Consider the following 20,972-nt stretch of genomic DNA (forward strand, 5'->3'; position numbering starts at 1 on the left):
CTGCTGAAGCCGGCCCGGTTACTATCGATTCGCCAGGCCATTAGCACTGCCCTGATCGGGGAAACAGGATAAGAAAGATCAATCGTCGGCCATGGTACTGATGTCGATGACGAAGCGGTATCGGACATCCCCGGCCAGCAGACGTTCGAAAGCCTCATCGATGCGATCTGCGGCGATCACCTCGATTTCCGCGCCGATCTGATGCCTGGCACAGAAGTCCAGCATTTCCTGTGTTTCCCGCAGGCCGCCGCTTCGGGTACCGGCAATCGCGCGCCGATTGGCGAGCAGCGATGCGGCGGAAAAGTTCACGGGCTTCGACGGAACGCTCAGGTTGACGAACGTGCCGTCCAGTGCCAGCAAACCGAGATAGGCATCCATGTCGACGCTCGCGGGAACCGTGGAAATGACCAGGTCGAACGAACTGGCGAGCCGTGAAAAAGCAGCAGTATCCATTGCAACGCAAAACTCGTCTGCGCCCATACGGTGCGCATCTTCGCGCTTGGACTCGGACAGATCGAATACCGTTGTATGAGCGCCAAGCGCCTTCGATATCTGCACACCTACATGTCCCAGCCCGCCAAAGCCGACGATACCTACTCGCTTGCCCGGCCCTGCGTTCCAGTGCCGCAGCGGCGAATACAGCGTGATGCCAGCACACATCAGCGGCGCGGCGTTCTGGAGTGGAATGCTGTCCGGGATCCGCACCGCGAACGTTTCGTCGACGACGATTTTCTGGCTATAGCCTCCGTGTGTTGGCAGTCCATCCCGGCCGATCGAGTTATACGTCAATACCCGCTTGCTGCAATATTGTTCCAGCCCGGCCGAACAATTCGGGCATGAACGGCATGCATCAACCATATTGCCGACCCCGGCCCGGTCACCAACCCGGAATCTGGTGACGTTCGCCCCTACAGCGGTGACTACCCCGGCGATTTCATGCCCAGGTGTCAGGGGGTAAAGCGTGTTGCCCCCCTGCCGCGACATGCGTGCATGTTCGACGTCCGAATGGCAAATGCCAGCGTAGGCAATGTCGATCAAAACGTCGTGATCGCCTACCCTACGACGCCGAATCGTTGTCGACTGGAAAGAGCCACCGGGACTGCAAGTACAACGGGCGTTGACAGTAATCATGCGAACCTTTCCAGATGCGGTTACCCGCACTACATGGGCTTCAGACGAGAATGGATTTGTATTCCATGAACTCTTCGATGCCGAAACGCCCCCACTCGCGGCCGACACCTGAAAGCTTGAACCCGCCATGGGTGCCGCGCTTGTCCAGCGGCGCCCCGTTGATGCGCACACGCCCGACCCGCAGGCGTGCAGCGATACGCCGGGCATGTTCGACGTTGTTGGACCAGACACCACCTGCCAGTCCATAATCGGAGTCGTTGGCGATGCGGATCGCATCCTCCTCGTCATCGAAAGGAATGAGCACGACGACTGGCCCGAAGATCTCCTCGCGCGCAACCCGACTGTGATTATTCCCCGAAAAGATCGTCGGTCGCACGTACCAGCCACGAGGCAATCCCTCGGGCGCGTCCGCTCCGCCGGTCAGCATTGTCACACCCTCTTCCTGCGCCGAGCGGATGTATGCGCGAACCCGGTCACGTGCCGCGGAAGACGATACCGGACCGAGTGTAGTCGCCTCGTCCAGCGGGTCGCCGAGCACATAGCTCTGCGCCTTGCGCACTGCCAGATCCTCTGCTTCTTTCAAGCGTTGGCGTGGCACAAGCATGCGGGTCAGGCCGCCACACACCTGGCCTGTGTTGCGCAAGGCGTCGGCAATACCGTCGGCCACTGCGCGCTCGAAGTCCGAATCGGCCAGGATGATGTTTGGCGACTTGCCACCCAGCTCCAGGTGTACACGTTTGACGGATTGGGATGCCACTTCCATGACGCGGCGTCCCGCGCGAACCGAACCCGTGATCGACACCATGTCGACCAGTGGGTGCGACGCAATCGGCTCGCCGACTTCGGGGCCGGTGCCGCATACCAGATTGAACACTCCTGGCGGCAGGCCCGCCTGTTCGCACAGTTCGGCGAACAGGAATGCGGTCAGTGGCGCCAATTCCGATGGCTTGAGAACGACGGTGCATCCCGCTGCGATAGCCGCACCCGCCTTCGAGATGACGGACCGTAAAGGCGCATTCCAGGCCGTGATGCAGCCGACCACGCCGGACGGCTCACGGCACACCTGCGTATTGCCCACGGACTCCACCCATGTGATCTGTGCCAGGGACTCGGCGATGATGTCAAGCTCCTCCACGGCCGCCAGGGTCTGCGAGGTGCGCAGCGCCGTGATCGGGTAGCCGAGCTCGGCTACCAGGGTCTGCGTGATGTCGTTGGCGCGGGCTTCGGTCAACCGTGCCAGCCTGCCGAAGAGCGCAATGCGCTCTTCCACCGGGCTTTGCGACCATGCCGGAAACGCATGTGCCGCAGCTCGCACGGCGAGCTCGACGTCTTCCGCAGTCCCACGCGGCACGGTGGCAATCGCTTCTTCGGTCGCCGGGTTGATAATCGTCAGCGTTCCCCGGCCCGACGAAGAAATCCATTCGCCATTGATATAGATCTTCTTGAGTTCGATCATGTCTTACCAGGCCTCTTCCAGAATTTGTTGTAGTTCGGCAGCGCTCTGCACAGGCCGCGGATTGCCGCGCAAAAACCAGTCGCCCATCGCATGCGCGGCGATATCGGCCAGGCCTTCGCGCGGCACGTTCACGTCCCTCAGACGCCCTGGAATGCCAAGCTCGTCGAGAATCGACGTGACCTTGTCGATGATTGGTTCCACATCCGCCTGGGCACCGGTGCGCGGAGAATTCAGAGCGGCGGCAACGTCCGCCATGCCAGTTGCTGCAAACTCGGCGTTAAAGCGAAGCACGTGGGGCAACACGATGGCGTTGACCGTGCCGTTCTCGATATTGTGACGCGCACCGATCGCGTGACCGAGCACCGTGGTAATGCCGGCGGCCGTGTGATCCGTTCCTTGACCGCACAGGATGGCGGCAAGTACCAGTTGGCCGCGCGTGACCGCATCGTCGACGCGTGCTGCCCGAGGGAGATGCTGGCCAATCAGCCTCAGCGCCTGCATCAGCGCGCCCTGGGCCAGGGCGTCCTCCGAACGGGAAGTCAGTCCTTCGATCGCCATGGACAATGTGTTGATGCTGGCAGTTGCGACCAGGCTGCGCGGCGCCGACAGGATCATTTCGGGATCGATGAACACGGAATGCACACGCGTCTTGGGATCGAACATCGCCAACCGCTGGCCGCTGGCAGGATCGAACACCGCGCTACCTGCCTTTACCATGGCCGTGGTCGGCGTGGTCGGCACGATAAACTGCGGCAGTTTTGGCGACGACAGCTTCGGACTGCGCAAGCCGCCGTCGGCTCCGGTCACGGTACATAGCTCCGATACCGGTTTCCCCTCTGCCGCCAGAATGCTGGCCGCTCGGGCGGTGACGATCGCCGATCCACCACCGACGGCGATCACGGAATCGGCCTTCAGGCTGCGCAGCAGCCCTGCGGCGTCCTCGACCGAGGATACTGGACTGTGGCCCTGCACTTCCCCGAACACGCCGGCAAAGCGTTCCCCGAGCGCTACGCGGACCCGCTCGAACAGGGGTCCCGCGGCCAACCAGTCACCGCAAACGACGACAGCCCTTTGACTCTTGACCCGGTCAAGCTCGCGCCCCAGTTGCGAAAGGCTGTCGGCGCCATGGAACAGCCGCAGCGGCGGCGTGACGTGTTGGAAGTTTTGCAGCGTCATGTCAAGCCCCCATTCTGTAGTTCGGCACGGACCTGGGCGCTGATCGCCTTTTTGTCGACCTTGCCGGTGTCGTTTGTTGCCAGCGGTTCGCGCTGGATCCTCCAGCGACTGGGCACCGCGAACGATGCGATCCGGGCGCGCAACTGTTCCTGCAACTGTTGCGTAGTGAGGTCGGCGTCGGTCACCACGACCGCCATGACCTCTTCTCCCAGATCGCGATGCGGCACGCCGAACACGACGGTTTCCGTGACGCCGGGAATACCCAGCAGCGCACGTTCGATCGCCGCAGGCGCAATATTCTCGCCGCCACGGATAATCATGTCCTTGCAGCGTCCGGTGATCCAGAGATTGCCTTTATCGTCGAGCCGTCCCAGGTCGCCGGTGTGCAGCCAGCCCTGCTCATCGATCGGCGATTCGTCGAGCCCGAAGAAGCGGGACATTTGGGTAGGCGAGCGCAGCAGGATTTCCCCATCAGGGAGGCCTGGATGCGGGAGAAAGCGGATCTCCACGCACGGAAGCGGCTTGCCGGCCGATCCCAATTCCGCGATGTCTTCGGAGCCTGCGGCGGCCGTGGCTTGTCCGCCGTTCTCCGTCAGGCCGTAACCGGTCGGAATCCGCGGGCTGACGCTCGGCAGTTGAGTCCGGATGCGTTGCATCAGTTCCGCATGGACCGGCGCGCCACCAATGCTGATGGCCTTCAGGCTGCTCAGATCCCTCCGGGAAACGTCGGGATGATCGAGCAGCCGTGTCACCATGGTTGGCACGGCGTTCCAGCGCTGCACCTTGTTGCGTTCGATACAGGCGAGCACCTCGGCAGGGTCGTACCTGCCTTCGGAAAGCACCAGGGTGTCGCCCACCACAACTGCCCTCAGGAGCGTCTGCATGCTGCCCACATGGAACAGCGGGCCCGTGACCAGCGTCACGTCGCGCGCTGTCTCGTCGATTTGCTGCGGGAGCTTGCGCGTGATGTGCAAAGTCATCTGCAGGCGTGCCAGCAATGCGCGATGCGACAGCACCACCGCTTTCGGTTGGCCCGAGGTTCCTGAGGTGAAGATAATGAGGGCGGTTTCTTCCTCGGAGCGTTCCCCACCGGTATCGTCAGCCCCCTCTCCACCCAGCGCCTCGATCGCGCCAATGCCCCAGGGGCCACGAGCCGCGTCTGCCGGCACACGCCCGGCACAACGGTCATCCGCAAGCGTCATGGCTGGTTGCAGGGCTGCCAGAGCATTACCCACCTCCATTTCGCTCCACCAGGCGTTCGCCAGAACAGGCACGGCGCCGACGTGGAGACAGGCCCAGAAGTTGATGATCCACTCCGGACTGTTCCAGCCCAGGAGGAAAATGCGATCTCCGCGTTGGATGCCTTGGCTGGAAAGCTGGTGGCCCTTGGCAATTGCGCCTTGGCGAAGATCGGAGAACGTGACGATGCGTTCGCCCTGGATGATGTGAGGCCGGGCGTGCCAGCGGCTGGCAAAGTCGAGCAAACGCTCGGCCCTGCGTGGCCGCTCCGTGTACATCCGAAACGGAATCCCGCCGACTGTCTCGGTCGCGATCTCCTTGCCCCATGTCGTTTCTACTAATGACATTGATGTCTCCGTATTGGTGCATAAGGTGCGCATGCGTCGTGCTGGCTGCCGCAACGGGCCCAGAAGGCACACGCCATCTCTCTGCGTGTTCAGGTTGATTTGTAGCGATCCAGGATCGCGTTGTTCTGCCCGAGCGCCGGCGCAGGGCTCGCGGGACACCATTTGCCGTCGAACTTGATGGGTATCCGCACGCTGCGGATCGTGCCGACATTGCCTGGATACTGTACGTCTGCGATCGCTCCGGAGCCGCTGGCAGCTTCGTTCTCCAGTGCCTCGCCGAGAGTGCGTACCACGCCGCAGGGAATGCCCGCGTCATGCAGCCGTTTCACGATTTCCTCGGACGTAAATCCTGCGAATACGCCGCTGAGCAACGTATCGCACGCCTCCCGGTGCACGACTCTGGAGGCGGCTGTCATGAATCGAGGATCGTCCGCGAGTTCGGGACGGTCCATGGCATCGACAATCTTCTTCCAGGAGCCGTCGCTGAAGGTGGACAGCAGGACATTGCCGTCCGAAGTCGCGTACTGGCCATAAGGCACCACGCCCGGATGGCGCGACCCCATGCGCTTGGGCGTTTCGCCCGTCACGAAGTATCGGGTGGCGTTGTAAACCGACAGCGACAGCAGCGAGCTCATCATGCTGACCTCGACGAGTCCCCCTTTGCCCGTCCGCGACCGCCGCAGAAGCGCGGCGAGGATGCCGTGAACCGAGAACATGCCCGACGTCAGGTCAGCCACCGGAAGCCCCAATTTGCTGGGTGGGCTGTCGCCTTCGCCGTTCAGGCTCATCACGCCTGACTCCGCCTGCACGATCAGGTCGAAAGCGGCCCGGCGGCTCTCCGGCCCCGATCCGCCAAAGCCAGAAATCGAGCAATACACCAGGCGTGGATTGATCTCGGAAAGCGTTTCGTATCCGAATCCCAGGCGCTCGGCAACCCCGGTGCGGAAGTTCTGGATGAATACATCGCAGTCCGCGACCATGGCGTGCACAAGCCTTTTTCCTTCGTCGGACTTCAGATCGAGTTCCACCGATGCCTTGCTGCGATTGACAGTGGAGTGATAGAAGCTCACATCACCCTGCAGTGGAGCAATGTGACGGGTGTCATCACCGGATTCCGGCACCTCGACCTTGATGACCTCTGCCCCCATCTCCGCGAGCAGCAGCGTCGCATAGGGTCCGGAGAGATAGCGCGTCAGGTCGAGAATGCGCACCCCGTTGAGCGGGAGAGACGGGTCCGCCTGAGCTTGCCCCTGGTTGTCGGTTGCCAATTCAGCAGACGCCGGCGAACGAGGTTCCTCACCTTTCGCTATCGCGGTCGCGATATCACTGATTGTGGTCATGGTTATCACGGTCCTTGATTGGTTCGTGTGGAGTTCGCTTGGTCAAACAGCAGAACGCGTGGGCAGTGCGATCACGGCCGTCCCGGGCATCGCCTGCTGGCCGCGCTGGTTCGTTGCCCAGGTAGTCAGACGAACGATGTGGCGGCCCTGTTCATCGACCTCCTTGGCATCGACACGACCGCCCAGGGTTACAACATCTCCCAGATAGACGTGCGAACGGTATTGCCCCGTCAGCTCGAGCAGGCGGCCGGCGTCGCCCATCCAGTTGGTCAGCGAATGGATCTGCCAGCAGGTGCGCTGAATGCCCACGTCGTAGGCAATCTGCGCGCCCTGCAACTGGGCCGCATAATCGTTGTAGTGCACGGAGTAAACAGGTTCCAGCGCATGCGTCCGAGGATCGCGGAAAGCCCACTTGGGGTGCCTGTGGTAGCGTTTCAGGGATACCGCGTGTGCGGCAATGCGTGGAATCGGCGCCGCACCGGCCGCAATGAAAGCGATGAAATCGGTCAGGCCCAGCGGCCCCTTGGTAATGACGTCGATCTCATCACCGACCTGCACGTCGTCCCAGTAGCGCGGCTCGGCACCGCGCGGCTTTTCGGCGAGAACCCTTGCCTCGATCTCGGAAATTTCTTCATCCGTCCATGGATGAGGCACTTCGATCGCCCGGCTTTCCCGGCGCTTCTGCATTTCCCCGCGTTCGAAGCGCATGCGTGAGCAAATGAAGGTTGCCTTCAGGTCGCCCTCATCGTTGCGGTACTCCTGACGCAGGTAATCCTTGATGCGCCTTCCACCGAAATTGCTGTCGGCGATGGGGCCATCGAAGCCATCAAAGGTCACCTTGGCAGTGATCTTCTCGCCTACGCGAATCGGTTCGCCGAAGCTCATCTTGGTTTCCGCATGAAAACCGCCCAGCCCAGGCCAACCCACCTGCACCGAACCCAGGCAGGCAAAAATGAAGCTGGGTGGAGCAACCAGCGTGCCGAACGGCCCATCTTTCGCGTAGTCGGCGCTCGTCCACAACGGGTTGTCATCGCCGATGCCTTCGCAGAACCGCATGATCGCCAAGCGCGTTGCGTACTCGTTGTTCAGACAAGATTCCGTGCGCAGGTCGGTGCCAATGAGTGCGCGCATGTCATCGAGCATCTTATCGGTGAATTTTCCTAGAGCAAGCTCCTTATTGATCACTGCAGGCTGGTCCATTTTATCTCCTGTTCGTATATGCGTATACATGATCGTATAGACGATCTCACTTTAGCTTGGCGTTTTTTGGGTGTCAAGCTTTCTCGACCTGCAGGATTTGTGACGGCGTCACGTCTGGACAAAGATTTCCATTGACACGAACTACATACCGGCCTAACCTTTTATACGCATATACGTTCGATTGTTCTTATATACGAACAAATAAGTAACGATTCGGTGAGCTGGGAAGGAACCCCGGCTGGCTTACCGGACAAGCAGCAGCTGTTATTTCCCATCCCCTATCCAACACTTGTCATCAAAATGAGCCAATATCAGCCCCCCTTGAAAGACGTCAGTTTTTTGCTCAAACATGTGTTCGACTTCGATCGGCATGCGCAGCAGTGCGGCTTCGGCGTTGACAGCGACACAGCCCTTTTTATTGCTGAAGAAGCGGGAAAGTTTGCCAGCGAACGGATCGATTCGATCAACCGTTCCGCCGACACTGAAGGCGTGCGTCTGGAAGGGTCCACCGTGATCACGGCAACAGGTTTCAAGGAAACCTACCGAGCGTTTTCCGAAGGGGGATGGAATGGCTTGCGCTTCCCGGAAGAATATGGCGGGCAGGGCCTGAGCGCCGTCATCTCGACAGTGGTCGATGAAATGTGGCACGCCGCGAGTATCAGCTTCGCGCTGTGCCCGATGCTCACGAACGGCGCCGTGGAAGCGCTGCTCACTGCGGCAGACGACGACGTGAAATCGATGTTCCTGGAAAAACTGATTTGCGGCGAATGGACGGGCACGATGAACCTGACCGAACCTGGGGCAGGTTCGGATCTGGCGGCTATCCAGACCAAGGCGACGCGCCAGGCGGACGGAACTTATCGGATCAAGGGACAAAAGATTTTCATTACTTATGGCGATCACGATTTGACCGACAACGTGATCCATCTCGTACTGGCACGAACCAGCGATGCGCCGCCGGGAGTGAAAGGCATTTCCCTGTTCGTGGTGCCGAAATACCTGGTGAATCCAGATGGGTCGGTTGGAAACCGCAATGGCGTCCACTGCGCTTCGATCGAGCACAAGCTGGGCATCCACGCCAGCCCCACAGCAGTCATGCTCTTCGGCGAGGAAAAAGAAGCGGTCGGCTATCTGGTCGGTGAAGAGAACCGCGGCCTGGAATATATGTTTGTAATGATGAACGAAGCGCGATTTTCCGTAGGCCTGCAAGGCCTGTCGATTTCGGCGCGTGCCTATCAACATGCGCTGGCTTATTCACAGGAACGAATACAGGGCAAGGCCGTTGCCGACGATGGCAGCCACGGCAAGACGATCATTCGCCACCCGGACGTGCGCCGCCAGCTGCTGTCCATGAAAAGCAAAGTGGATGCAATGCGTGCCTTCGCGGTGTATCTGGCGGTTCAAAAGGACATCGCTCACTCCGATTCGATGACCGGCCATGCCAGGGAAAATGCGCAATGCCGAATGGAGTTTCTCATCCCAGTGTTCAAAGCCTGGCTTACCGAAAACGCGCAGCACGTTACGTATGACGCGCTTCAGATATTTGGTGGAATGGGCTTCATCGAGGAAACGGGCGCGGCTCAATATTATCGAGACGCGCGCATTCTTACGATCTACGAAGGAACCACCGCCATCCAGGCCAATGACCTGGTCGGCCGCAAGACCATCCGGGATGAAGGCCGGACGGCATTGATGCTGATCGAAAGCATGGAGCACAGCGCGTGCGAGTTGCGGGAAGAGAGCGATGCGTCTGGCCGTGCGCTGTCTTCACAGATGATCGAAGGCTGCGCCGCGTTACGCCGGGTTGGTGAATGGATTCTTGGAAAGCATGCTTCCGCGCCTCGCGAGGTATATGCCGGAGCCGTACCTTACGCCGAACTTTGGGGAACCGTTTTCGGGGGCTGGATGCACGTCCTGCGCCTCCAAGCTGTCCTCCGGACCGGAAATAGAAAGGAATCACTGCATGCCACGGCATTGGCGGCAGAGTTTTATAGCGAACATATTCTGGCGCGCACCTCCGCGCTGGTGTCGGCCATCATGCATGGAGGAGCCAGCTCGCTTGGTTTTCCCGAAACCGAGTGGCTCAACTGACAGGCACTGGCTTAATCGGAACCTGCTGCATTTTCGATAGATGGCATGAAAGGAATTGCGATGAACCAGTCGGAAAGGCCGACCAAGGACCAGATACGGGACTGGATGAGAAATCGTCATATTACCGGCGGTCCGGTGCCGGACCTCGAGCAGATCAAGCGGGAATTGTGGAGAAGTGATGTTGGCGGGCAGCAGCCCTATCGTCCGCCTCGCTTCAATCCCGTGTAGAGCTCCAGAAAGGCAGTAAACTAACCGATTTTTCTGTTCAGGGCCGGCCTGCCGTCACACGTTATCGACAAATCAGTGGGCAGGGGCAAGCCCGTTCAGTTTAAAGATGGCGATGGCTCGGAGGCCATGCGGCGGAGGAGAAATTTTGACCAGCCAACTCAAGGAGCGACATCCAGATGGCCGCCGCGGTCCGCTGCGGCCTGGAAATCGACGGCGCCCGCGGCAGCGTCGCCACGTGGACCCACATGGCGGCAAACGGAGCTGCCTCGGACACGATTGCGCGGGTTTTGGCTTCGCCCCGCAGGCGGCTTGGCGATCGGCCCTATTCCAGCGCCTCGCTTGGACAATAGGCGTCGCGAGAGCGAGCCTATCCTCGACACCGACGTAGGCCGCGTTGAAACGCGCCACCGTTGCGTCGCGCGAGCAATATTTGTGACCTGCCGCGCTTTGCCCAGGCGCAGCGGTGCGTTTTCGAGTTACGCTTGTCCTGAACATTGGCGGCAGGCGCGTCGACACCAACGCCTGGTCGCGGACTCGGTCCGCTTTTCAAAGCAAACTGTCGATCCGGGGTGACGCCATGGCATGGGCCGCAGAGAAAAACGTTTTCGCCGAAGGGCTCTCCGAGGAGGCCATTGAGCTTCTATCCATGCGTGAGGCCGTCTTTGACCGTTGGGAAGCCAGCGCGCGCGGCGAGATCGAGGGGGCGGCCGAGCTGCTCGCCCCCGCCCTCACGGACAATCTGCCAAGCCTCTACGACAATCTGGCCGAGGCCATCAGCCCCGGCATAGCCCGCCAGACCGCCACCGAAAACACGACCGCCGCCCAGTCTCACGGAAGCGAGCGTGCCCGCCTCACCCGCTTTGGCCCCGACGAGGTCTTGCGCGAATACCAGTTGTTTCGCGACGCCATTCGCGACGTCGCCCACGAGCGCGGAGCGCGGTGGTCCGCCGAGACCTGGGCGTCGATTGGGCGCTCGATCGAGATCGCGGCGCGCGAGTCGCTGCGGGAGTTTGCCGCGACGCATGAAGCGCTGCGCCGCCGCGTCGCCGCGACGCTGTCCCATGACATGCGCGCGCCGCTTTCGGTCATCGCCACGGGGCTGCAGCTCATCGCGCTGACCAACGACCTCGGCGCGGCCAAAGTCTTCGCGGAAAAAATCAAGCATCAAACCGAGCGGCTCGACGAGATGATTGGCGAGCTCCTTGACGCGCTGACCGCGATGCGGCAGGAGTCGCGCCCCTTGGCCCTCTCGCGCTTCGACATGCTCGATTTGGCGAGCGAAGTGGCGGACGAATTCAAGAAGGAAGGCTCCGGCGCCTTGGCCGTCTCGGGGGAGGTCGTCGAGGGCCATTGGTGCGCCCCCGCCATGCGCAGGGCCTTGGAGAACCTGGTCGCGAACGCCATCAACCACGGCGCGCCTGGCGGCGAGGTCGCGATCGCCGTCAAGCAGGAGCGCGGGCGCGTCTCCGTGTCGGTCCACAACTTTGGCCCGGCAATTCCCGTGGACCGCCGCGAGCGCATCTTCGGTTACCTCGCGCGCGACGTCGGCCTAGGCGTCGCCGGATGGGGCATCGGTCTTCCGTCCGCGCAAAATGTCGCGGAGGCCCACGGCGGCAGCGTCTTGGTGGACAGCTCCGACGAAGCGGGCACTACCTTCACGATCGACGCGCCTGTCGATTGCCGGCCCTTCGTCAAAGGCGCGGTCCCTCCCCTTCTTCGCTGAGGGCCGAAGGCCTGACTCGATAGGTTGAGAAGGCGCAGTTTTTTACGAAAATTCTAGCGATCCACTCTCCCCCATGGCTCCGCGTGAGCATCGCGCCATGAAAAATGCGGACTCGGCCGCGTCGATCAATTTCATCCAGCGACGCCCAACGGCCGCGGACCAAATGCTGCGGCGCGCAAACTAGCGCCATGCACGCTTGCTTAGCGCGCGCCGTGCGGTCGGTTCGCTCCCGCACGGTGCGACATGCATGCTGCGAAAAGCGGCTACGCGGACAATTCCGTGTCAGTGGCGATTTCCAGCACATCCCTCAGGACTTGCAATCGCTCGACCTTGGCGAGGGCTCACTCATCAGGGGCATGTCCGAAGAAGCCGGGGTCCAGGACGAGGTCGCGCAGCGCCTTCAGCCGGGACTCCGCGTCAGCCGCTTGCTGTTCGAATCTCTCTGCGTTCGCCATGCGCCCTACTTTCGTGTGCATCTCCGCCAGTTGCCTGATCAGCAGGATGCGTTCTTCGACACTTCGGATCGCGTCCCACAATCCGTTATCGATTTCGGCATTCACTTCCTCCATCAGTGCCACCGGGGAGAAGGCGTGGCCGGTATGACAGCGGAACCGCACCATCGTCCCTTCCTTGATCTGAACAAGCACACCATGGCAGTCCGGACAGGTGTACTTCGATACCGGCCCCAGGTCCATGATGCCTGCGGCCATTCCATTGCCCTCCAGGGCGATAGCGACTTCCGTGCGTGCGCGTTCCGCATCGCTGTCCGTGCGCCTTTTCCAACTGGCCGGTGCAAGCACTTCGGTAGCAAGCCGGTCAGCAAGTGCGCGCAACGTACCCACACAATCGATCTGCACCTGCTCAATGGCGCTTTGCGGCATGGAAGAAAAACTGGCTTCGTCCGGATCCTGGACGAATGCCAGCCCACCGTGGTCCTTGATCGCCCACAGCCCCGCCGTGCCATCGTCGAGTGCTCCTGTCAGGACCACGCCGATGACCCGCGATCCATAAGCCACCGCAGCAGAGCGGAACAGGACATCGACGGCTGGTCGGGAGCGGCTCTCCTTGGGGCCGCGTGTCAGCCGGATACCGTCTCGCATTACCATCAGGTGCCGATCCGCACTGGCGGTAAAGACCGTACCGGGTTGAAGCTCGTCACCGTCCCTAGCTGGCCTGACCCGCAAGGAAGTGCGCTTGGCCAAGATGCCGTCGAGCTGGCTTGGTGCCGAAGGAGAGACATGCAGGACGACCAGGATGACAGCGTCGAATTCGGCGGGAAGGAAGCCCAGTAGTTTCGACAACGCTTCAACGCCACCGGCGGAGGTGCCGATCACGACAATATTTCGCCGGTCATCGAGAAGTTTCAACGCCATTCCTTTCAGTGGTGGCTTAGAGCGTCAGGGATCAGAATCCGGCTCGGCAATACGAACCGTCGATCGCATTGAGGGGAGCTATCAATGCTCGATGACGGACGGCTCGATGTGTGAATGGCTCAGTGAGGACGAGAAAACGTTGTTTTCACGACCTCCTGTCTGGATATCGCCTCGCCCGCGTCTCACGGTGTCAGCTACTGGCCAGCGCGATGTGGTCAAAGCCCGGCTATCCTGATGCGAGACTAACACGGCATTCAGGATGCCAAGCCGCGATTTTTTACCATGGCAGTGCTGCACATTGACTGATAATTGGTATCTGACGTGGGCGTGGGGGCACAGGGGAATGACGAGTTGCATCCACCAACAATTACGCATCCCTGCAACGCACTTCCATTGCTCACGTCTATGCAACAAAAGGGCGGCAATCGACAGGCACGTCAATGAGGAAAGTGATTTCCATCTCGGGTGAGCTATCCGCGGCCACGCTGGCTCCGTGGCTTTCCGCAACAGCCTTGACGAATTGTCGACCATGCCCCACCCGGGCACCGCCGTCGAGTCGCCCTCTCGGCGCAAATAGTCAAATATCCGGTTGTGCTGATCCTCGGGAATCGGATTGCCCTCGTTGTGGACGCTGAGCATCAATCTACCTCGCGTCGCGCGCGTTCGTACTTTGACTTTCTTCCCGTCGCCATATTTGATCGCGTTGTTGACCAGCTCTTACAGGGCCCGGCGCAAGTTGGATCGGCACCAGTAGCCTTCGACCGGATTACCCAGCGCTTCGAACGTACAAACGCCCGCCAGCGTCTGGCCAGATTGGTCGCAAACCTCCTGGACCAAACCGTGCACGTCGAACGTCGATAAATGCAGGGGAACCTTCACATGGCCCTGACAGGTCAAGGCGTCCAGCAGTTCGGCCATCATATCCCGAAGACGCAGCGCATTGGATTCGATCTTGGATGCGGTTCGGCGCGCCACTTCGATGCTCGGGGCAATGCCGATCCGCTGCGCGCCGTTGGCGATGACGGCCAACGGCGTGCGCATGTCATGCGAGAGTGCCGCTGCGACCTTGCGCCGCATCTCCTCATGAATGTCTGTAAATCCACCTATCGCTTCCCGGGTGGCCGAATTGATCGACTGGTCGATGACCGCCCAGTCGCGTGCGCCAAGAGTCACGCGGCCTTCGGCGACCGCTGCGATCGATTCCCGGAAGATCTGGTACTCGTGTATCACTTGGTCCGGACTTCCGCATCCCGCCGTTTTTTATTCCCGCCGGCTCCTACATTTCTCCTATGGCGGTCTGATTCGGCCGCTTGGGCGAGGACAGCGCTCAGCGCGCTCGGCGGCGAGCCGTCCGCTGCGGAGAAAGCCGAGGGCGTCGCCATTCCGATTAAAGCGTGGCTCGACCTCTCGGCAGGGCCGTTATGCTCGTGGCTCGTCGCCAACGCGCGGTTGCGATCCCAGGTTCTGGCCGGCCGCGGCTGGGCGACATGGATTTCGAAGCCCGGATCGTGGGCGGCGAAGGCTCTTCAATAACTTCCGCGATGGCGTGCTCGCTCGTCGGTCTCGGCCCGGTCCCCGGCAACGGGCCCGCGTCCCGCTTGGGTGAGCGCCGGCAGTTGGTCCTCGATTGCCGCACTGCCGCCCGCGGTTGGTCGGTCGCCGTGAGAGCCATCGACGCCGAGGGGAAGGTCGGCGCCGAGCTTGCGCGTGTGGATGTTCAATGAGACGCGTCGCAGCGGCGCCGGGCCGAGTTCGTCCTCGGCTGGCCAAAATTGGGCCGCGACTCCCCACGCCAACGCCCATTTGGCCGCCCTGCTCCGCCCGCCCGAGTCTGAGCTCGCCACCAGGCGATCCATGGCGACCGCCTTGCGATATCGCGCGTAGGCGCGGATCCAGCCCCGCGGTCGACAGATCTCCAACGCGTCCTCCATTATTGACCTGAACAGCGCCCATCGTAGCGCTTAGCCGCTTTGGCAAGCTTGGCTTGCCGATTGAGCGTCGGAACGTTTGATCCAAATCGGTAGATGAAGGCAAGCCAGGGCAAACCAATGGATCGGAAATTGTGCAAGTCGTTGAATGCAATAGAACCTGAACGGCGCGAGTGCGGGTGAATGAGTGCGAATCCGACCGAGAAGATGCCCCCAATAGTGCAGCAGTACAATGGCCAGTGGCCTTGGCGGTTCCATTGCCGGCGACGTTGAAATATATCGCGAACTGCCAAATATGGAGCTCGGCCAGCGCCGACATCATGCTGCACGGTTCTGCAGCATAAATAAGTAGATGAACCACTGCACTTCACTGCTCTCCGCCCGCCAGCTCTGGGCAAGTGCACCGTTCCGATCAGACCCGTTCGAAGATCACGGCGATGCCTTGGCCACCACCGATGCACATTGTCGCCAGCGCGTATCTGCCGCCGATACGTTGCAACTCATAGATGGCTTTGGTCGCGATGATGGCGCCGGAACCGCCGACGGGATGACCGAGCGCGATTGCCCCGCCATTCGGGTTGGTTTTCGCCGGGTCGAGTTCCAGACCGGTATTGACAGCAATGGCTTGCGCTGCGAACGCCTCATTCGACTCGATGACGTCCATCTGATCGATAGTCAGTTGCGCCTTCCTGAGGGCCAGCCTGGACGCTGGAATCGGCCCCTCGCCCATAATGTCATTTGCCACGCCACTGATGGCATACGATACGATGCGGGCAATTGGCTGATGTCCGGCTTTTTCGGCAATGTCCGCTGCGGCCAGAACAAAGAACGCCGCGCCATCGTTGATCCCCGATGCATTGCCCGCAGTGACCGTGCCGTCGCTCTTGAATGCAGGCTTCATTTTTGCCAGCGATGCCATTGTGGTGCCCGGCTTCACATGCTCATCGGTCTCGAAAACAATGTCGCCCTTCCGGGTCTGTGTGACGATCGGTACGATCTGGGACCTGAACCGGCCTTCCTCGATTGCGAGGACCGCTCTACGCTGAGACTCGACCGCGAACGCATCCTGCTGCTCCCGTGAGATGCTCCATTTGACGGCAAGGTTTTCAGCTGTGATGCCCATGTGCCCAACGCCAAATGGGTCGTTGAGCGCGGCAACCACCAGGTCGATCGCTTTCGTATCGCCCAGCCTGGCCCCACTACGCAATGCCGGCATCATGTAGCCGCCACGCGACATGATTTCGACGCCGCCCCCGATACCATAGTCAAAGTCACCCAACATGATGTTCTGCGCCGCAGTGACGATCCCTTGCAGTCCCGACGAACACAGGCGGTTCACCTGCATGGCGATCGAGTCCATCGGCATGCCGGCCTGAATAGAAGCGACCCGCGATACGTAGGCGTAACGGGCATCGGTAGGAATACAGGTACCGACGACAGCATTGCCGATCAAGTGAGGCGCTACGCCGGAACGGGCGATGCATTCTTTCATCACCAAGCCGGCAAGTTCGGCCGGTTCCAACCCGGACAGTGCACCACCGAATGCACCAATGGCGGAGCGCGCAGCGCTCAATACCACGACGTCTTTCATCATGAGACAACTCCTCTGGTTAACAACTGTGTTCACCCGCGGCAAGTCCAGACTGATTGCGGCAAGATTCCGCCGCCAGAAAAGCGTCACGCAATCAGATCGATACGTGGCGGCCCTGGTGCAATACCTGCATTGCAGGTTTCTTCCGAATTTGCTCAGGCGGTGAAGGAGCCGTAAGCAGATGCATTCGCCGGAGAAGCAAGCTACCAGTGGGCCGTCCTGTCAGATCGCCTCTCTCGGCGCCATGGTTCGATGCGACCAAGAGTCGACATGTCTAAGCAGTATTTCACCCAACTGCGGCACCCGCTCCTTCATGTCGGCAGCGGGGCCCACTAGCGTGATCGACGCCACAGCTTCACCGTTTTGATTGCGCACGCTTGCGGCAACTGCAAAACGCGGGCTTCTCAGGCCCGTATTCGTGGCAAGTCCCGTTCTCATGATTTCATCGAATTCCTGGAGGAAGGTGTTCACCAGTTCGGATTCGTCAGCGCTACGGCGGCGCAAATAGGATTCCCGCTCAACGATCGACCGAGCCGCAAGCAAAGACTTCCCTCCCGCGGTGGCCAACAGCGTTCGACGAATGTTGGTGCGCGCCTCGAACCCGGCGATGGCATCGCTACCTGCTTCCGCGATATAGATGAGATGATCCCCGGCTTGCACGCCGAGAAAAACCGCTAAACCAGTTTCCTCATGAAGTTTGACAAGATCTGAATGTGTCACGAGCCCCGCGCGGACATGACCGCTTGCGAGCGTGAGTCCATACACGGCGGGGCCAAGGTAATAGCGATGATTGACCTCATACAGCCACCCTTTTGCCAGCAGCCCGCTGAGAAAACCGTGAATCGAACTCTTTGGAGCGTCCAGGGCTCTCACGAGTTCGGCAAAAGTCATTCCTGGGTTATATACCACCTCTTCCAGGATACGAGTCACCCTGTCAACCGTACGGTGGTTCTCCGGAACGCGTTGGGGACGAACGTCGGGGGTGCGCTGATCCATTATTTCCCTTTTTCATTGCTGAACTGCCACGACAAGCTAGCGAAAACCGTCGCCTCCCATGAATCCAGCGGATGGCGCCGACTGCCTGGCAAATCTCTTGCATGTTTTCCCGTGCGCCAAGCCTCTTCCACGAGCATGTTTTCCCTATTCGTGCCTGCCTGCTTGTGGAAAAGCATGCATTCAATAGTCAGACGCAACTTTGTGAAAATCTCGTTGGTCCCCTGCCCGCTTGACCACCATGCACGGTGTCGTAAGATGCAATATGCAGGCAGGAGCATGGAATCGACATCGTTCGAACATTTGCTGATTTCTTATTCCTATATACGAACTCTACGTCGTATATAAGAACAACTGTATCCTTACGCTAGTATCCTGTCAAGCAAGGTACTTCACGACGGCCGGTCAATCAGCACCTCGTGTATGCATGTACAGACCCCAAGCCCGGCGCATGACAACTGCCAACGCGGCAACATCCGCGTGGCAAGGGCTGGTAGGCCGGACAGCACCCTTGCACATGTCGGCGCTCAAAGTTCAATACCCGATGTGTGACCGCTGACCAGGCAGTCGTGACCGCTTGCACCCATCCGTTGCGCTTCTGATCCAGTAGCCCCGAACAGCGAAAGCTCGTGGCGCTAACAGCGCGCGGGCATGCTATTCCGGGAATTCAGATACTCAATCGCATGAGCTGAACGAGTTTTCATCGTTTCATGCGTCAAAAAGTATCGATACTGGCTGCCCGAGTATCAGACCATATCAGGCCCTGGTGATACCTTGACAGTGTCGTGCAGGCAGGCGCCGCACAGACGGATAAATCATAAAACCGGAGACAACATCATGAACCGTATCGCCATGAGCGCGCTGTGCGCGAGTCTTGCATGGAGCAGCAGCACCGTTCTCGCGGCCACCGACCTGGTCATCGCCACCGTCAACAATGGCCACATGATCGAAATGCAAAGGCTCGGCCGCTTCTTCGAACAGGCCAATCCCGGCATCAAGCTGAAATGGGTCACGCTCGAGGAAGGGATCCTTCGCCAGCGCGTAACGACCGACATCGCCACCGGGGGCGGCCAGTTCGACCTGATGACGATCGGCATGTACGAGACGCCGCTGTGGGCCAGGAAAAACTGGCTGCTGCCGATTAAGCCGGACGCCGCCTACGATATCGACGACCTGCTGCCGACCATCCGCGAAGGTCTGTCGCACAACGGATCCCTGTATGCGGCGCCCTTCTATGGCGAAAGCTCGATGATCATGTATCGCAGCGACCTCGTGAAGAAAGCCGGCATGGCGATCGACGACAGGCCCACCTGGGACCACCTGCGCAACGTGGCGGCGAGGATCCACGATCCCGCCAACGGTGTATACGGCATCTGCCTGCGTGGCAAACCGGGCTGGGGCGACAACATGTCGCTGATCACCACCATGGCAAACTCGTACGGCGGCCAGCTGTTCGACATGGGCTGGAAGCCCCAGTTCACCAGCAAGCCCTGGAAGGACGCGGTGACCACCTACGTCGACTTGCTGAGGAAATATGGCCCACCCGGATCGTCGGCGAACAGCTTCAATGAAAACCTGGCGATGTTCAACCAGGGCAAATGCGGCATCTGGATCGATGCATCCATTGCTGCATCGTTCGTCAGCGATCCGAAGCAAAGCACAGTGGCTGACAAGGTGGCGTTTGCCCAGGCACCTGTCGCCGTGACCGATCGCGGCGCCAACTGGCTGATGGCCTGGTCGCTGGCGATTCCACGCAGCTCGAAAAATCCCGAAGCGGCCCAGAAGTTCGTCAACTGGGCCACGTCGAAGGAGTACATCAGGCTGGTGGCGAGGGAGTCTGGCTGGAACAAGGTGCCGACGGGCACGCGCAAGTCGACCTACAGCGAGCCGGAGTTCGCCAAGGTCGCGAAATTCGCCGCGGCAGAAGCCCAGGCGATCGCCACCAGCAGTCCGAAGAACAACACACTGCCGAAATCGCCCTACGTCGGCGTGCAGTTTGCCGTGATTCCGGAATTTCAGATCATCGGCGTGGCGGCCGGGCAGCAGATCGCCTCGGCCTTGCTGGGCAAGATCAGCGTGGACCAGGCCCTGGGCATGTCGCAGCAGGCAGCCGACCGGCAGATGCGCAAGGCCGGCTACTACAAGTAGCCGCGGCGCAGGGCTGACGCAGCGCGCCGGCCCGCTCCCACATTCGAGTCCTTCGGAACCGCCGGCCATGCCGTCGAAGCCGGATGACCCTGCACGCCCCTGCATCTTACGCACGCCCAAGAGATACCCATGACACGATTCCTGCCTCGAACCCTGCTCACGCCAGCGGTGCTCGCCATCGCCGCCATCTCCATCGTCCCGCTACTCATCACGCTGTACTACGCTTTCGTCGAGTTCAGCCTGCTGACACCAGGCGAACATCCATTTCATGGCGTGACGAATTTCCAGTTCTTCTTCACCGACGGGGCCTTCCTGCCGGCGCTGAAAAATACGTTTGTCCTGATGTTCTCCGTCATGCTGGTAACGGTGCTCGGCGGCGCAGCACTCGGACTCCTGATCAATGAAGCATTCCCCGGCCGCGCCATCGTTCGCGTACTGCTGATTTCACCGTTCCTCGTGATGCCTGCCGTGAATGCGCTGATGTGGAAGAACATGCTGCTCAATCCGATCCATGGCCTGTTTGCCCAGGTCAGCCTGTTCCTCGGACAGGCGCCGGTCGACTGGCTGTCGGAGTATCCCATGCTGTCGATCATCATGATGGTGTCCTGGCAATGGCTGCCGTTCGCCTGCCTGATCTTCATGACCGCGCTCCAGTCGATGGACCGCGAGCAGCTCGAGGCGGCCGGCATGGACGGCGCCAACTACCTGCAACAGCTGCGCTACCTGTACATCCCCCATCTGGGCCGCGCGATGTCCGTGGTGCTGATGATCGAAATGATTTTCCTGCTGTCCATCTTCGCCGAGATATTCACCACGACCGGCGGCGGGCCGGGGTTCGACACGACCACCATCACCTTCATGATCTACCAGCAGGCGCTGCAGTCCTATGACATCGGAGCCGCTTCCGCAGGCGCGCTGTTCGCCGTGCTGCTTGCCAATATCGCGGCGTTCTTCCTGATGCGCGTCATCGGCAGGAACCTGTCCAAGTAAGCCTCGATATCCAGATAA

At 60.5% G+C, this 20,972-nt stretch carries 17 protein-coding genes; 6 read left to right on the forward strand and 11 right to left on the reverse strand.

Annotated features, from left to right (window positions below):
* Window positions 1-78 precede the first annotated feature (78 nt).
* From FHS02_RS11965 to FHS02_RS11990, 6 genes are all read right to left on the reverse strand, one after another.
* A complete protein-coding gene (locus FHS02_RS11965; RefSeq protein ID WP_137312041.1) occupies window positions 79-1,131 on the reverse strand; it encodes an NAD(P)-dependent alcohol dehydrogenase in 1,053 nt (350 codons plus the stop codon).
* 40 nt (window positions 1,132-1,171) lie between these two features.
* Window positions 1,172-2,587, reverse strand: coding sequence for an aldehyde dehydrogenase family protein (locus FHS02_RS11970; protein ID WP_137312040.1), 1,416 nt, complete (start codon window positions 2,585-2,587; stop codon window positions 1,172-1,174).
* 3 nt (window positions 2,588-2,590) lie between these two features.
* A complete protein-coding gene (locus FHS02_RS11975) occupies window positions 2,591-3,763 on the reverse strand; it encodes an iron-containing alcohol dehydrogenase family protein (RefSeq protein WP_137312039.1) in 1,173 nt (390 codons plus the stop codon).
* Window positions 3,760-5,349, reverse strand: a complete 1,590-nt coding sequence (locus tag FHS02_RS11980) for a class I adenylate-forming enzyme family protein (protein ID WP_137312038.1) — start codon at window positions 5,347-5,349, stop codon at window positions 3,760-3,762. Before FHS02_RS11980 ends, FHS02_RS11975 begins: the two co-directional genes overlap by 4 nt.
* 89 nt (window positions 5,350-5,438) lie before the next feature.
* Complete coding sequence (locus tag FHS02_RS11985; RefSeq protein ID WP_137312037.1) at window positions 5,439-6,689, reverse strand: CaiB/BaiF CoA transferase family protein; 1,251 nt, start codon at window positions 6,687-6,689, stop codon at window positions 5,439-5,441.
* A gap of 42 nt (window positions 6,690-6,731) precedes the next feature.
* Entirely contained in the window at window positions 6,732-7,889 is a 1,158-nt protein-coding gene (locus FHS02_RS11990; protein WP_137312036.1) for an FAS1-like dehydratase domain-containing protein, read from the reverse strand.
* A 300-nt stretch (window positions 7,890-8,189) separates the two neighbouring features.
* Here FHS02_RS11990 and FHS02_RS11995 point away from each other — a divergent pair, with 300 nt between their 5' ends.
* The 3 genes from FHS02_RS11995 to FHS02_RS12005 all read left to right on the forward strand — a co-directional run bounded on the left by FHS02_RS11995 (window position 8,190) and on the right by FHS02_RS12005 (window position 11,931).
* Window positions 8,190-9,980, forward strand: coding sequence for an acyl-CoA dehydrogenase (locus FHS02_RS11995; protein ID WP_137317179.1), 1,791 nt, complete (start codon window positions 8,190-8,192; stop codon window positions 9,978-9,980).
* Between the two features lie 60 nt (window positions 9,981-10,040).
* Window positions 10,041-10,208: a hypothetical protein gene (locus tag FHS02_RS12000; protein WP_175424656.1), complete on the forward strand. Its 168-nt coding sequence runs from the start codon at window positions 10,041-10,043 to the stop codon at window positions 10,206-10,208.
* A gap of 577 nt (window positions 10,209-10,785) precedes the next feature.
* Window positions 10,786-11,931: a sensor histidine kinase gene (locus FHS02_RS12005; protein WP_137312035.1), complete on the forward strand. Its 1,146-nt coding sequence runs from the start codon at window positions 10,786-10,788 to the stop codon at window positions 11,929-11,931.
* A gap of 341 nt (window positions 11,932-12,272) precedes the next feature.
* Here the strand turns inward: FHS02_RS12005 and FHS02_RS12010 are convergent, their stop codons facing one another.
* The 3 genes from FHS02_RS12010 to FHS02_RS31515 form a co-directional block, all read right to left on the reverse strand.
* The gene (locus FHS02_RS12010) at window positions 12,273-13,298 is read right to left on the reverse strand and encodes a chemotaxis protein CheB (RefSeq protein WP_229422454.1); all 1,026 of its coding nucleotides are present in this window, start codon (window positions 13,296-13,298) and stop codon (window positions 12,273-12,275) included.
* Window positions 13,299-13,385: 87 nt separating this feature from the next.
* Window positions 13,386-14,018 carry a sensor histidine kinase gene (locus FHS02_RS32080; RefSeq protein WP_137317178.1) on the reverse strand — a complete coding sequence of 211 codons (633 nt, stop codon included), beginning with the start codon at window positions 14,016-14,018 and terminating at the stop codon, window positions 13,386-13,388.
* A 3-nt stretch (window positions 14,019-14,021) separates the two neighbouring features.
* A complete protein-coding gene (locus tag FHS02_RS31515; protein WP_137312033.1) occupies window positions 14,022-14,534 on the reverse strand; it encodes a histidine kinase dimerization/phospho-acceptor domain-containing protein in 513 nt (170 codons plus the stop codon).
* 257 nt (window positions 14,535-14,791) lie between these two features.
* Between FHS02_RS31515 and FHS02_RS12020 the strand changes: the two genes are divergently transcribed.
* Window positions 14,792-15,028, forward strand: coding sequence for a hypothetical protein (locus FHS02_RS12020; protein WP_137312032.1), 237 nt, complete (start codon window positions 14,792-14,794; stop codon window positions 15,026-15,028).
* Window positions 15,029-15,644: 616 nt separating this feature from the next.
* On the opposite strand, the gene FHS02_RS12025 is transcribed toward FHS02_RS12020, so the two are convergent.
* On the reverse strand, window positions 15,645-16,826 hold the full coding sequence (locus FHS02_RS12025; protein WP_137312031.1) for an acetyl-CoA C-acyltransferase family protein: 1,182 nt from the start codon (window positions 16,824-16,826) through the stop codon (window positions 15,645-15,647).
* Window positions 16,827-17,045: 219 nt separating this feature from the next.
* Entirely contained in the window at window positions 17,046-17,819 is a 774-nt protein-coding gene (locus FHS02_RS12030; protein ID WP_137312030.1) for an IclR family transcriptional regulator, read from the reverse strand.
* Window positions 17,820-18,653: 834 nt separating this feature from the next.
* Here FHS02_RS12030 and FHS02_RS12035 point away from each other — a divergent pair.
* Both FHS02_RS12035 and FHS02_RS12040 read left to right on the forward strand, forming a co-directional pair.
* On the forward strand, window positions 18,654-19,964 hold the full coding sequence (locus FHS02_RS12035) for an ABC transporter substrate-binding protein (protein ID WP_137312029.1): 1,311 nt from the start codon (window positions 18,654-18,656) through the stop codon (window positions 19,962-19,964).
* Window positions 19,965-20,093: 129 nt separating this feature from the next.
* Window positions 20,094-20,954: a carbohydrate ABC transporter permease gene (locus FHS02_RS12040; protein ID WP_137312028.1), complete on the forward strand. Its 861-nt coding sequence runs from the start codon at window positions 20,094-20,096 to the stop codon at window positions 20,952-20,954.
* Window positions 20,955-20,972 lie beyond the last annotated feature (18 nt).

Origin of the sequence: Pseudoduganella umbonata (genome assembly GCF_014192225.1) — a bacterium.
Classification (GTDB): Bacteria; Pseudomonadota; Gammaproteobacteria; order Burkholderiales; family Burkholderiaceae_D; genus Rugamonas; species Rugamonas umbonata.

What these genes read in the sequence shown, in the direction of transcription:
- FHS02_RS11965 (WP_137312041.1), bottom strand. Translation starts at nt 1,131, where the DNA reads ATGATTACTGTCAACGCCCGTTGTACTTGCAGTCCCGGTGGCTCTTTC.
- FHS02_RS11970 (WP_137312040.1), bottom strand. Translation starts at nt 2,587, where the DNA reads ATGATCGAACTCAAGAAGATCTATATCAATGGCGAATGGATTTCTTCG.
- FHS02_RS11975 (WP_137312039.1), bottom strand. Translation starts at nt 3,763, where the DNA reads ATGACGCTGCAAAACTTCCAACACGTCACGCCGCCGCTGCGGCTGTTC.
- FHS02_RS11980 (WP_137312038.1), bottom strand. Translation starts at nt 5,349, where the DNA reads ATGTCATTAGTAGAAACGACATGGGGCAAGGAGATCGCGACCGAGACA.
- FHS02_RS11985 (WP_137312037.1), bottom strand. Translation starts at nt 6,689, where the DNA reads ATGACCACAATCAGTGATATCGCGACCGCGATAGCGAAAGGTGAGGAA.
- FHS02_RS11990 (WP_137312036.1), bottom strand. Translation starts at nt 7,889, where the DNA reads ATGGACCAGCCTGCAGTGATCAATAAGGAGCTTGCTCTAGGAAAATTC.
- FHS02_RS11995 (WP_137317179.1), top strand. Translation starts at nt 8,190, where the DNA reads ATGAGCCAATATCAGCCCCCCTTGAAAGACGTCAGTTTTTTGCTCAAA.
- FHS02_RS12000 (WP_175424656.1), top strand. Translation starts at nt 10,041, where the DNA reads ATGAACCAGTCGGAAAGGCCGACCAAGGACCAGATACGGGACTGGATG.
- FHS02_RS12005 (WP_137312035.1), top strand. Translation starts at nt 10,786, where the DNA reads ATGGCATGGGCCGCAGAGAAAAACGTTTTCGCCGAAGGGCTCTCCGAG.
- FHS02_RS12020 (WP_137312032.1), top strand. Translation starts at nt 14,792, where the DNA reads ATGGATTTCGAAGCCCGGATCGTGGGCGGCGAAGGCTCTTCAATAACT.
- FHS02_RS12025 (WP_137312031.1), bottom strand. Translation starts at nt 16,826, where the DNA reads ATGATGAAAGACGTCGTGGTATTGAGCGCTGCGCGCTCCGCCATTGGT.
- FHS02_RS12030 (WP_137312030.1), bottom strand. Translation starts at nt 17,819, where the DNA reads ATGGATCAGCGCACCCCCGACGTTCGTCCCCAACGCGTTCCGGAGAAC.
- FHS02_RS12035 (WP_137312029.1), top strand. Translation starts at nt 18,654, where the DNA reads ATGAACCGTATCGCCATGAGCGCGCTGTGCGCGAGTCTTGCATGGAGC.
- FHS02_RS12040 (WP_137312028.1), top strand. Translation starts at nt 20,094, where the DNA reads ATGACACGATTCCTGCCTCGAACCCTGCTCACGCCAGCGGTGCTCGCC.